This window comes from Microbacterium sp. 13-71-7, from assembly GCF_002257455.1.
Lineage (GTDB): Bacteria > Actinomycetota > Actinomycetes > Actinomycetales > Microbacteriaceae > Microbacterium.
Genome location: NZ_NCKN01000138.1, coordinates 1 through 10,680, shown reverse-complemented (window position 1 = coordinate 10,680; position 10,680 = coordinate 1). Strand labels below are relative to the sequence as shown.

Here is a 10,680-nt window from a genome sequence, read left to right as displayed (position 1 = left end):
TCGGTGAGCCCAGAGTCGTACTTGATAGGGAGGGCGCTCGATGAAGACGTCGCAACTCAACGAATGCTCAAGGAACGCGGAGTTCACGTGACCGGGAGGAATGAGCTGACGGGCTTCCGTGGGACGGCCTTCAACCGAGGCGCAGGTTCAGTCGACGCGGATGTGTGTCTGGATGTCAGCGGGAGTCGAGTCGTGGCCGAGGACGGAGCAGACGTTACCCCTGCTGATCGCAACAACTTGGTGAGCATTCGCGTGCGCATGGTTCAGAGCGGTGCTGCGTTGAAGATTAGCGAGTCGAATCCAGGCGACGTCACATGCGCCGCGCGCTAGTCACGTTCGCTGCAGGACTGGGCGTCCTTATCTTTCAGGTCCTTCTGGTGAGCGGTCTTCACGCGATGACGGCCTCCGCCGAGTCGGTCACGGGGTGCAGCTTCGAGGCAGCAGCAGTGGGGTTCTGTGAGCCGGACGACGGCGGTGGTGTCACCATCGGCGACACCGACACCGAGGGTGGCAGTGGTTCCGGTGGTGCCGGCACCGGCGACCCAGCTCAGCCAGGCGGCGACACCCCATCTCCATCCCCGCAGGAGGTCTGTGCGGCAACGCCAGGGCCGCCGAGCGCGTACTGTCGCTCGCTCAGACCGGTGGGAGTGGCGGACGCCGTACCGATTGGTGGCTCCCCCGGCTGGAGCGTCACCATCACCGACCTCGCTCGTTTCGTCCCGTCCACCGCCACGGTCGACGGCGAGCCCGGCAACGTCGCGGTCGTCGGACTGCCGGCGAACTTCCTCAGCAGCGCGAAGACCGAGACGGTCCAGGGCACGGTCCTCGGCCGGGCGCTGAGCATCCGCTTCACGCCCGTGAACTACGCCTTCGACTACGGCGACGGTGAGAGCCGCGACAGTGCCGGTCCCGGCACCGCGTGGGATGCGAACGGGCAGGCGCAGTTCACGCCCACGAACACGAGCCACGTCTACAAGCAGGCCGGCCGCTACACGGTCACGGTCGCCGTCACCTACGCCGCCGACGTCGATCTCGGAGGTGGCTGGATCCCGATCCGCGGCACCTTGAACGGACCTCCCGCAGGTCAGGAGATCCGCGTCGTCAAGGCGCACACGGCACTCGTGCTGGGCACCTGTGCTGAGCGCCCGTCGGCTCCCGGCTGTTGAAGGCGGATTCCACAACCATTCAGCCAACCCATAAGGTCGTAACATCGCGGCACACGGTCACGAGCTCCCGATCTGCTCACTGCCGCCGCACACGCGCGACCCACGCAGGAAAGCAGGACTCTCATGGCAGAGAAGTACGACCAGGCCACATCGGATCCGGCGACGCGAACCCTCGACTCGGTCACCGGGATCAGCAAGAAGGGCCTTCCGACGGGAACCGTCGGCGTGCTCGGCGCCCTCGTGATCGGCATCTCGACGTGCGCGCCCGCCTACACGCTGACGGCCGCGGTCGGCCCGGCAGCGAGCGAAGTCGGCTACCAGACGCCCGCGATCTTCCTCATGGGCTTCATCCCGATGCTGCTCGTCGCGCTCGGCTACCGTGCGCTCAACTCGGCGATGCCGGACTCCGGCACGTCGTTCACCTGGGCGACGCGCGCGTTCGGACCCTGGATCGGCTGGATGGCCGGATGGGGGCTCGTCGCGGCGACGGTGCTCGTGCTCTCGAACCTCGCCGGCATCGCGGTGGAGTTCCTGTTCCAGTCGATCAGCATCCTCGTCGGCGACCCGTCGATCGCCGATCTGGCGGCGAACAAGTTCATCAACATCCTCGTCTGCCTCGCCTTCATGGCGCTCGCGACCTACATCTCCTACCGCGGCATGACGTCGACGAAGATCTTCCAGTACATCACCGTCATCTTCCAGATGGCCGTCATGGTCTGGTTCGTCGTCGCGATGTTCGTGGGCGCGGGCGACCCCGCCAACACGCAGGCGAAGATGCCGGAGCTGAGCTGGTTCAACCCGTTCGAGGTGTCGAGCTTCAGCGCCTTCGCGGCGGGCATCGCGGTCTCGATCTTCGTCTACTGGGGCTGGGACACCGTGCTGACCATGGGCGAGGAGACGAAGCCGTCCAAGGGCCGGCTCTCGACCGAGAGCAAGGCGGCGATGATCCTGGTCGGGATCCTCGTCGTCCTCTACGTCGGCACGGCGACGGCCACGGTCGCCTATGCCGGGCTCGGCGACGGTCCGACCGGCCTCGGCAACCCCGACATCATCGAGAACGTCTTCGCGGCGCTCGCCCACCCCGTCATGGGGCCGGCGGCGATCCTGCTCTCGCTCGCGATCCTGGTGAGCGCCATGGCGTCGATCAACTCCACGGCGATCTCGCCCGCGCGCACGCTGCTTGCGATGTCGCACTACGGCGCGCTGCCGCCGGCGATCAAGAAGGTGCACCCGAAGTACAAGTCGCCGCACGTGGCGCTGCTGCTCTCCTCGGTGGTCGCATCCGTGTTCTACGCGGTGATGCGCTTCATCAGCGAAGACGTGCTGTGGGACACGATCACCGCGCTCGGCATGATGGTCTGCTTCTACTACGGCATCACGGCGCTGGCGAGCCCCTGGTACTTCCGCAAGTCCGCGTTCCGCGAGGGCCTCGGATCCGTCATCTCGAAGGTCGTCCTCCCGGGGATCGGCGGGATCCTGCTGCTCATCGTCTTCGTGAAGACGACGATCGACGCGATGGACCCGTCGGCCGGATCCGGCAGCAACATCGCCGGAGTGGGCCTGGTCGGGATCATCGGCGTGACCGTGCTCGGGATCGGAGTGATCCTGATGTTCGTGCAGGCCAAGGCGGATCCGGCGTTCTTCCGCGGCGAGCGGCTCGCGAAGACCGACGCCACCAAGGACACCTCGGCGCAGCAGGTCTTCGACGACGGGCTGTGAACCGGCGGCGGGTCAGGCCACCGCGCGCCGGCGGCTCGCCATGCGCGGGCCGTCCTGCGTCGCGGTCGGCGCGGTGGCGGTCGTCCGCGCTGCGGGTGCCGGCACGCGGAACGTGAGCGGCACCGGGCTGGCGAACTCGGAGGCGAATCGGCCCGTGCCGTGCAGGTCGGCGCCGAGTTCGCGGACGGTCGCGACCAGCTGGGTCAGCTGATGCGACGTCGGCGCGGCGGATCCATTCGCCTGCACATCGATGAGCGCCTTCTGGATCGTGCGGGCCGAGGCGATCCGCGTCGCCCGGCCGCGCTCGCCCTCGTCGAGCCCGTCCGTCCAGACCCGGGCGTCCGGGTGCGAGTAGAAGACGCACGTCTGCACGTACGGGGCGGAGCCGTGCCGGGCCGCGAGATGGCCGTGGAATCGTCGGGCCTGCCGCCGCACCTGGAACGCCGGCGACTCGTCCTCGAGCTTCGAACGCACCGAGACGGCGCCGGCGCTGTCGCGCTTCAGCGAGATCGCGTACGACGTCGGCAGGGAGGCCTCGTCGAACAGGATCGACAGCGCGCCGGCCATCGTCGAAGGCTTCTTGCCGTCGAAGATGAGCCCCTTCCAGTTCTTGCTGTCGACGAGGACCACGGCCTTCTCGGTGATCACCAGGTGGTCGAGCTGCACGCAGTACGGCGCGGTGGCCTCGTCGTCGTGCGGGGAGAACACGATGTTGGTGGCGATGATCGCGTCGAGCCCCGCGGCGGTGCACGCATCGACGAGCAGTTCCCGCGAGGCGAGCTCCCACCGCATGCCCTGCGCGGCGAGCTGCTGAGACTCGGTCCCGGCCTTGACGGCGGCGTCGCGTTCCGCCTGCAGGCGGGAGACCTCGGTCTCGTGCTCTGCGAGGCGCTGCTGCGTCTGCGAATCGTTCCGGACGGCCAGCTCGGCGAGCGTCGCATCGTGCTGCTGCTGGAGCTCCCGCTTCTCGCCCGCGTGCCGAGCGGTGAGAGTGCTCTCTTCCGAGGAGTGCTCCTGCCGCGCGGCGGCGAGTTCGTCCTTGGCGCGCCGGGTGCGCCGGCTCATCACCCACGCGGTGACGACGAGGGCGATGAACAGGACCGCGGCGGTGACGATCAGGGCGAGCGTGGATGTCTCCATCCGTCCAGCCAATCAGGCGCGGCCGACATTTCCCGGCAACCGCCTGCGCGCCGGACGGATCCGATATTCCGATCGTCAGCGCGAAGCGGAGATCGCTCGGCCAGGGTGAGGTTGCGGGCGGTGCGGAAGCCTCGCAGTCGGGCGCCGACGCCATCGATCACCTCGTTGTCGTCCATGAGCCCCTCCGATCTGTCGTTGCATCCGGCGGCTGCGCCGCTGGTCGCCGCCGCTCGCGGCTCATGCGGCGAAGTGCGCATCACACGCGGACGTAGGCCGCGCCCCCGAACTGGGCGTCGCTCAGCGCGACCACCGCGGCCGGCACCGTGATGACGCCGGGCTGAAGCGCATCGGCGGAGATGCGATGGCTGCGCAGGCCGCCTTCGCAGGCCTCGACCGTCGCGACGTCCGTCGCCGGAAGCGGCGTGGCGTCGGCGGCGACGCCGGGGATTGCCGGGCCGTTCACGATGATCCGGATCCGGGTCTCCGGGCGGTGCCCGTGCAGGATCCCGGCCATGCCGATGGCTCGGGTGACGTCCTCCGGCCGATCCGACACGTGCAGTACGACGGTGCGCTGAGCGGTCATGGATCCATACTTGCGCATCGGTTCTGGGCCGCGCGGGGCGTCACAACTCCACGACGTCGATGTCGCAATGCAGCCGGGTCGCCTTCGCCAGCCGCCGGTCGAGCGTCAGCAGCGGGCATCGGAACGCCTCCGCGAGGGCGACGTAGCTTGCGTCGTAGGTGGAGAAGTTGCTCCGAAGCGCCAGCACCCTCGGAATCAGCGGCAGCGTGGGGTGCAGGTCGATGGGAAGTCGGAGGAGGTCGTTGCCGGCGACGTCGAGGTCGCGATTGTCGAGATGCCCTCCGAGGTTCAAGCCGCGGAGCGCCGAGGCGATCTCGACGGGCAGGATATCGGGAGCGATGAGCGTTTCGCCCACGAGGCGATCAAGCGGTCGCGGAGTGAATCCATGAACAACGAGCAATTCGACGACCGTCGAGGCGTCGACGACGATCATCGAATTCGCCGGCCGTCGCGAATCGCCTTGAGGATCGCGTCGCGAGGGATGTGCCGTGGCGGTCTCTGCTCCAGTTCGGTGAGCATCTCCGCCAGCGTCGGCCGCCCGGCGAGCTGCGTGAGCTCCGCGGTCAGGTACTGCTGGAGGGACTGCCCTCGTGCTTCCGCTCGCGCCGACAGCACGGAGTGCACCGCCGGGTCGAGGTCGCGAATCAGCACATTCGGCATGCTTACAGTATGCATGCAGGTCGGCCCATTTGATAGCGGATTCCGAGGCATCCCCGTGGACACTCGCGTGACTGAGTGATCTGCCGCGCTGAAACCGCGGAGGCGAAGTATCTGATTCCCATCCGCTCAGCTTGGGCCGCACCGGCGGCGGCTGTCGGCGCCAGGAACGGAACAAGGGGAGAACTCGCGTCGCTTTCGAGATGTGCGGGACGAGCTGCGAGTGATCGGCTGCTAGTGCTGTAGATCGAAACGAGAAGTAAAGATCGTTCGAATGCAACTTATTGAGCGAACAATCCGCCACAAAGGATGTCTGAATGCTCTCCGATTTGGCCCGGATCCACCCGCGGGCGGATACTCGACCCGTCCCGGACGTCGATCCCGACCGGGTCCAACAATGAACGCAGCCGTCTCTTCCTCCTCGTCCGCCCCGGACCGCAGCATCGCCATCGTCGGCGCCGGGCGGCTCGGCAGCGTGCTCGCGCGGGCGCTCGGCACCGCCGGCTACGACGTGATCGGGCCGCTCGGTCGCGGCGACGTCATCCCGACCGTCGAGTTCGTGATCCTGTGCGTTCCCGACGCCGCGATCCACGATGCGGCAGAGGTCGCCCGCCCGCACGCACGGATGATCGGCCACGTCTCCGGCGCGACGGGTCTCGACACCGTCGACTTCAGCATCCATCCGCTGCAGACCTTCACCGGATCCGAGGCGCCGGACGTCTTCCGCGGCATCGGCGCGGCGATCGACGGGCGCACGCCGGAAGCCCTGGCAGTAGCGGAGCACCTGGCCCACGCCCTCGGAGCGCACCCGTTCCGCGTCGATGACGTGCACCGCGCGGGGTATCACGCGTCCGCGTCGATCGCCTCGAACCTGTTGCTCGCCGTCCTCGACGCGGCCGAGCAGATCGCCGGATCGGCGGGGATCCCCGCCACGGAGGCCCGCACGATCCTCGCCCCGCTCGTGCGTCAGACCGTCGAGAACTGGGTCGAGGTCGGTGCCGCGGAGGCGCTCACCGGGCCGATCGCCCGAGGCGACGAGGAGACCGTTGCCCGTCAGCGAGCCGCGGTCGTGGAGGGCGTCCCCGCACTCGCTCCGCTCTTCGCCGCTCTGACCGCGCAGACCCGTGCGCTCGCCGCGACCGCAGGTGACGGCGTTTCGTCTCGCTCCGCTCGCTCAACGAGCAAAGGCGGGAGGACCCGCGCATGAGGATCATCCGCACGATCGCCGGAGTGCGCGAAGCGGTGCGCGACGCCAGGAAACGTGGCAAGAGCGTCGGGCTCGTGCCGACCATGGGCGCCTTCCACGATGGGCACCTGTCGCTCATGAAGGCAGCCAGGAAGGACAACGACCTCGTCGTGGTCTCGCTCTTCGTCAACCCCACGCAGTTCGGCGCGAACGAGGACCTCAGCCGGTACCCGCGTGACGAGGAGCGCGACGCGGCCCTCGCCGCGAACGAGGGGGTCGACATCCTTTTCGCTCCTGAGTCTGCTGAGATCTACCCCGACGCCTTCGCCACCACGATCCACATCGGCGGCATCACCGACGTGCTCGACGGCGCCAGCCGCGGCGCGCACCACTTCGACGGCGTCGCCACGGTCGTCGCCAAGCTGTTCGGCATCGTCGCCCCCGACGTCGCCTACTTCGGCCAGAAGGACGCGCAGCAGGTTCTCGTGGTCCGTCGGCTCGTGCGCGACCTGAACCTCGACGTACGGATCGAGGCCTGCCCGATCGTCCGTGAGGCCGACGGTCTCGCCATGAGCTCGCGCAACGTCTACCTCGACGCCGACGCCCGGGCGCAGGCGACGGCGCTCAACAGGGCGCTCGACGCGGCGCAGGCGCTCGCCGCGACAGGGGAGCGCAGCACGGACGCCCTCACGGCCTCGGCCCGCACCGTCCTCGCCGCCGCCGGTATCACTCCCGAATACCTCGAACTCCGCGACGCCGAGACCCTGCAGCCCGTCACCCGTCTCGACGGCGAGGCTCTGCTCGCCGTCGCCGCGCGTGTGGGCGCCGCACGACTCATCGACAACCACATCCTCCGCTCCACCGACAGGAGAGGCGACGCCTGATGCGACGCACCATGCTGAAGTCGAAGATCCACCGCGCGACGATCACCGGATCCGACCTCCACTACGTGGGATCCATCACGATCGACCCCGATCTGCTTGAGGCGGCCGACATCCTCCCGCACGAGCAGGTGCACGTCGTCGACGTCGACAACGGATCCCGCTTCGAGACCTACACGATCGAGGGACGGCGGGGATCCGGGGTGATCCAGGTCAACGGCGCCGCGGCCCGCCTCGTGCATACCGGGGACACCGTGATCGTCATCTCGTACGCCGACTACTCGCCCGAGGACCTCGCCGAGTATGCGCCGACCGTGGTGCACGTCGACCGGTCGAACGCGATCATCCAGGTCGATTCCGCCGTCGACACGTTGCTGACCGAGGCCGTCGCATGAGCGCGCACGCCGCCCCCGGCCGCCGGCTCACGCTCGGCGACCTCGCCGCGAAGAAGGCCGCGGGCGAGCCGATCGTCATGGTCACCGCGTACGACCACCCCGGCGCGCAGATCGTCGAGGCGGCCGGCGTCGACATGGTGCTCGTGGGCGATTCCGCCGCGATGACGGTGCTCGGCTACGACAGCACGGTGCCCGTGTCGGTCGACGAGATGATCATGCTCACGAAGGCCGTGCGCCGGGGGCTCACGAAGCCCCTGCTGGTGGCGGATCTGCCGTTCGGCTCCTACGAGACCTCGGATGCGCAGGCCCTCGCCACGGCGCAGCGCTTCGTCAAGGAGACCGGCTGCGACCTCGTCAAGATCGAGCGCGGCGGCACCTCGGTCGACCGGGCGCGTGCGCTCGTGTCCGCGGGGATCCCCGTCGTCGGGCACGTGGGCCTCACCCCTCAGACGGCGACGTCGCTCGGCGGCTACCGTTCCCAGGGGCGCACAGCCGAGGCCGCCCTCGCGGTGATCGACAGCGCCGTCGCGCTGCAGGATGCGGGATGCTCGCTGCTCGTCGTCGAAGCCGTGCCGAGCGAGGTCACCGCGGCGCTCATGCCGCTGCTCGACATCCCGGTGATCGGGATCGGCGCGGGACCCGCCACCGACGGTCAGGTGCTCGTCTTCCATGACCTGCTCGGGATCTACGACGGCGGCGCGGCCAGGTTCGTGAAGCGCTACGCCGACCTGCGGTCCGCCGCGATCGACGGTGTCACCGCCTACGCCGACGAGGTGCGCGCGCACGTGTATCCGGCGCCGGAACACGCGTATTCGATGCCCGCGGACGAGGCCGCGCGATTGCAGGAGCTGCTCGCGGGGCGGTGAGGCGGCGCGGAGGACCGCGCGTTCAGTCCTCGCTGCTGTGCAGCCCTCTCCGGGCGGACAGCACGGTGATCTCCGGATGCTGCTCGACGAGCAGGCGCTCGGCCTGATCCAGCACGTCGCGGACGTGGGAGGCGTGCGCGGCGACCACGGATGCGCCGAGCGTCGTGCGGCGGTGCAGATCCTGGGCGCCGACCTCGGCCGCCGCGGCCTCGGTCCGCCGGCCGAGCTCGGCGAGCAGCGGCCGGATCACGCTGCGCTTCTCCTTCAGCGAGTGCACGTCGCCGAGCAGGATGTCGAACTCGATCCATCCGATCCACATCCGGCCAGTGTGGCACCTGATGCGCTCAGATCAGACGACGCAGCGCCTCCTCCAGGGTCACGCCCTGGGCGTCGGCGCGGTCGCGGAGGCGGGCGTGCTCCTCGGCGCTGAGCGTCACGCGCAGCTCGGTCGGGGTCGCATCCACGGGGAGGTCGAGGCCATCGAGCAGATCGGACGCCTCAGCCCACAGCGCGGGTGCGGGGGCGGCGGAGGACGCCACGACCGGGAGGGCGAAGGATCCGGCAGCCGAGCCCGCTGCGACGGCATCCGAGGTCGGGGTCGCGGTGGTCGCGGGCGTCGGCGTCGCAGGGGCTGCGGCGGGCAGGGTGCCCGAGAAACCCGGACCCCGATCCGGATCCCGCTTCTTCTGATACGCGGTCGCGGCGGCGTTGGCACGGTGGTCGGCCGCCTCGTTGAGGGGGTGCCCGGCGTGGCCCTTGACCCAGGTGAACGACACGTCGCGCCCGCGCAGCGCCTCGTCGATGCCCTCGAGCAGGTCGCGGTTGAGGACGGGGCCGCCGTCGGACTTGCGCCAGCCCTTGCGCTTCCAGCCCGGCATCCACTTCGTGACGGAGTCGATCACGTACCGGCTGTCGCACTCGATCACGAGCTTCTCGTTCGGGATGTCCGCGGTCGCGAGGAGCAGCTCGAGCACGGCCCGCAGCTCGCCCTGGTTGTTCGTGCCGTGAGGGGATCCGCCGGCGGCCCAGTTCTCATCGTCGATGTACCAGGCCCAGCCGTTGGGCCCGGGGTTGCCCAGGGCGGAACCGTCTGCCGCGGCGGTGATCGTCATGCTTCCACCGTACGGCGTGGCAGCACGTGCGCCGGGCGTGGCGGGCTCGCGAACGCGGTCATCGGATCCGGATCCGCTCTTCCCTTCCGATACATAGCGACATATCGTTAACTATCGCTCGGGGCGAGCGTGAATCGAGGAGGTCGTCATGGACAACACATTCGGACCGCGTGGATTCGGCGGGTCGGGGTTCGGCCCCGGCGGTGGACGGGGCTTCGGCGGACGCCCGGGGATGAACCCGACCGCCGGGCTCTGGGAGGCGATGGAGCACCTGCGCTCGGCCTTCGACCAGCGCCCGCAGGCCCCGCGCATGGCTCGCGGTGACGTGCGGGCCGCCGTGCTCGCCCTGCTCGCCGAGCAGCCGATGCACGGCTACCAGATCATCCAGGAGATCGAGGAGCGCAGCGGCGGATCGTGGAAGCCGAGCGCCGGATCCGTGTACCCGACGCTGCAGCTCCTCGCGGACGAGGGACTGATCGAGGCTGCAGAGCAGAGCGGACGCAAGACTTATTCGCTCACCGAGGCCGGTCGCGCCGTCGCCGATGAGGCCGGCACGCCGCCGTGGGAGAGCTCCACCTCTCGTGCGGGGGCGGCATCGTTCGGAGCGCTGCCCAAGGCGGGGGTCGACCTCGCGGGCGCGGCGGCGCAGGTCGCCCGCACCGGCACTCCGGAGCAGGTGCAGCAGGCGATCGACGTGCTCGACGAGGCGCGCCGCCGTCTGTACGCGATCCTCGCCGACTGATGCCGGCCGGTTCCGCAGAGCGAGGAGAACTCGGCGCCGGGGCGGGGGCGGACGCGCCGATCCCGCGATGGTCGGAGGGCGCGATCGGTGCGGCAGGGATCGCGGGCCGGGCCGTCGGGACGGTCGGGCTCGCGGCGGTCGGCGTCCTGCATCTCATCTGGGCCGCCGGCAGTCCTTGGCCCGCGCGTGATGAGGCCGCGCTGGCCGACGCGGTCGTCGGGTCCGCGCACAAA

14 protein-coding genes and 1 pseudogene are annotated in these 10,680 nt (G+C 69.4%); 9 read left to right on the top strand and 6 right to left on the bottom strand.

Annotated features, from left to right (window positions below):
* From B7X32_RS13455 to B7X32_RS13445, 3 genes and pseudogenes are all read left to right on the top strand, one after another.
* A pseudogene (locus B7X32_RS13455) lies at positions 1–330 on the top strand (hypothetical protein); the annotation flags it as partial.
* 317 nt (positions 331–647) lie between these two features.
* Complete coding sequence (locus B7X32_RS13450) at positions 648–1,166, top strand: hypothetical protein (protein ID WP_292720475.1); 519 nt, start codon at positions 648–650, stop codon at positions 1,164–1,166.
* Between the two features lie 123 nt (positions 1,167–1,289).
* On the top strand, positions 1,290–2,885 hold the full coding sequence (locus B7X32_RS13445; RefSeq protein WP_292720472.1) for an APC family permease: 1,596 nt from the start codon (positions 1,290–1,292) through the stop codon (positions 2,883–2,885).
* A 12-nt stretch (positions 2,886–2,897) separates the two neighbouring features.
* On the opposite strand, the gene B7X32_RS13440 is transcribed toward B7X32_RS13445, so the two are convergent.
* The 4 genes from B7X32_RS13440 to B7X32_RS13425 form a co-directional block, all read right to left on the bottom strand.
* Positions 2,898–4,025 carry a nuclease-related domain-containing protein gene (locus tag B7X32_RS13440; protein WP_292720469.1) on the bottom strand — a complete coding sequence of 376 codons (1,128 nt, stop codon included), beginning with the start codon at positions 4,023–4,025 and terminating at the stop codon, positions 2,898–2,900.
* 256 nt (positions 4,026–4,281) lie between these two features.
* Positions 4,282–4,608: a hypothetical protein gene (locus B7X32_RS13435; RefSeq protein ID WP_292720466.1), complete on the bottom strand. Its 327-nt coding sequence runs from the start codon at positions 4,606–4,608 to the stop codon at positions 4,282–4,284.
* A gap of 40 nt (positions 4,609–4,648) precedes the next feature.
* Positions 4,649–5,041, bottom strand: coding sequence for a type II toxin-antitoxin system VapC family toxin (locus tag B7X32_RS13430; protein ID WP_292720463.1), 393 nt, complete (start codon positions 5,039–5,041; stop codon positions 4,649–4,651).
* Positions 5,038–5,268 (bottom strand): hypothetical protein, encoded by a 231-nt coding sequence (locus B7X32_RS13425; protein ID WP_292720460.1) that lies wholly within the window; start codon positions 5,266–5,268, stop codon positions 5,038–5,040. The genes B7X32_RS13430 and B7X32_RS13425 overlap by 4 nt, the downstream gene beginning before the upstream one ends.
* 394 nt (positions 5,269–5,662) lie before the next feature.
* Here B7X32_RS13425 and B7X32_RS13420 point away from each other — a divergent pair, with 394 nt between their 5' ends.
* From B7X32_RS13420 to panB, 4 genes are read left to right on the top strand one after another with little or no spacing between them, the layout of a single operon-like run.
* Positions 5,663–6,472 carry a DUF2520 domain-containing protein gene (locus B7X32_RS13420; RefSeq protein WP_292720457.1) on the top strand — a complete coding sequence of 270 codons (810 nt, stop codon included), beginning with the start codon at positions 5,663–5,665 and terminating at the stop codon, positions 6,470–6,472.
* Entirely contained in the window at positions 6,469–7,335 is an 867-nt protein-coding gene (gene panC, locus B7X32_RS13415) for a pantoate--beta-alanine ligase (RefSeq protein WP_292720454.1), read from the top strand. Before B7X32_RS13420 ends, panC begins: the two co-directional genes overlap by 4 nt.
* Positions 7,335–7,727, top strand: a complete 393-nt coding sequence (gene panD / locus B7X32_RS13410) for an aspartate 1-decarboxylase (RefSeq protein ID WP_292720452.1) — start codon at positions 7,335–7,337, stop codon at positions 7,725–7,727. Before panC ends, panD begins: the two co-directional genes overlap by 1 nt.
* Complete coding sequence (gene panB, locus B7X32_RS13405; protein WP_292720449.1) at positions 7,724–8,593, top strand: 3-methyl-2-oxobutanoate hydroxymethyltransferase; 870 nt, start codon at positions 7,724–7,726, stop codon at positions 8,591–8,593. Before panD ends, panB begins: the two co-directional genes overlap by 4 nt.
* A gap of 22 nt (positions 8,594–8,615) precedes the next feature.
* Here the strand turns inward: panB and B7X32_RS13400 are convergent, their stop codons facing one another.
* Together B7X32_RS13400 and B7X32_RS13395 are read right to left on the bottom strand one after the other, a co-directional pair.
* Positions 8,616–8,912, bottom strand: a complete 297-nt coding sequence (locus B7X32_RS13400; RefSeq protein ID WP_292720446.1) for a DUF503 domain-containing protein — start codon at positions 8,910–8,912, stop codon at positions 8,616–8,618.
* 25 nt (positions 8,913–8,937) lie between these two features.
* Positions 8,938–9,705 carry a ribonuclease H gene (locus tag B7X32_RS13395; protein ID WP_292720443.1) on the bottom strand — a complete coding sequence of 256 codons (768 nt, stop codon included), beginning with the start codon at positions 9,703–9,705 and terminating at the stop codon, positions 8,938–8,940.
* A gap of 148 nt (positions 9,706–9,853) precedes the next feature.
* Between B7X32_RS13395 and B7X32_RS13390 the strand changes: the two genes are divergently transcribed.
* Positions 9,854–10,447 carry a PadR family transcriptional regulator gene (locus B7X32_RS13390; protein ID WP_292720441.1) on the top strand — a complete coding sequence of 198 codons (594 nt, stop codon included), beginning with the start codon at positions 9,854–9,856 and terminating at the stop codon, positions 10,445–10,447.
* Positions 10,447–10,680 (top strand): hypothetical protein (locus B7X32_RS13385; RefSeq protein ID WP_292720439.1); only part of this gene is annotated, 234 nt, incomplete at its 3' end. The genes B7X32_RS13390 and B7X32_RS13385, both read left to right, overlap by 1 nt.

What these genes read in the sequence shown, in the direction of transcription:
- panD (WP_292720452.1), top strand. Translation starts at nt 7,335, where the DNA reads ATGCGACGCACCATGCTGAAGTCGAAGATCCACCGCGCGACGATCACC.
- B7X32_RS13445 (WP_292720472.1), top strand. Translation starts at nt 1,290, where the DNA reads ATGGCAGAGAAGTACGACCAGGCCACATCGGATCCGGCGACGCGAACC.
- B7X32_RS13420 (WP_292720457.1), top strand. Translation starts at nt 5,663, where the DNA reads ATGAACGCAGCCGTCTCTTCCTCCTCGTCCGCCCCGGACCGCAGCATC.
- B7X32_RS13395 (WP_292720443.1), bottom strand. Translation starts at nt 9,705, where the DNA reads ATGACGATCACCGCCGCGGCAGACGGTTCCGCCCTGGGCAACCCCGGG.
- B7X32_RS13400 (WP_292720446.1), bottom strand. Translation starts at nt 8,912, where the DNA reads ATGTGGATCGGATGGATCGAGTTCGACATCCTGCTCGGCGACGTGCAC.
- B7X32_RS13440 (WP_292720469.1), bottom strand. Translation starts at nt 4,025, where the DNA reads ATGGAGACATCCACGCTCGCCCTGATCGTCACCGCCGCGGTCCTGTTC.
- B7X32_RS13430 (WP_292720463.1), bottom strand. Translation starts at nt 5,041, where the DNA reads ATGATCGTCGTCGACGCCTCGACGGTCGTCGAATTGCTCGTTGTTCAT.
- panB (WP_292720449.1), top strand. Translation starts at nt 7,724, where the DNA reads ATGAGCGCGCACGCCGCCCCCGGCCGCCGGCTCACGCTCGGCGACCTC.
- B7X32_RS13390 (WP_292720441.1), top strand. Translation starts at nt 9,854, where the DNA reads ATGGACAACACATTCGGACCGCGTGGATTCGGCGGGTCGGGGTTCGGC.
- B7X32_RS13425 (WP_292720460.1), bottom strand. Translation starts at nt 5,268, where the DNA reads ATGCCGAATGTGCTGATTCGCGACCTCGACCCGGCGGTGCACTCCGTG.
- panC (WP_292720454.1), top strand. Translation starts at nt 6,469, where the DNA reads ATGAGGATCATCCGCACGATCGCCGGAGTGCGCGAAGCGGTGCGCGAC.
- B7X32_RS13435 (WP_292720466.1), bottom strand. Translation starts at nt 4,608, where the DNA reads ATGACCGCTCAGCGCACCGTCGTACTGCACGTGTCGGATCGGCCGGAG.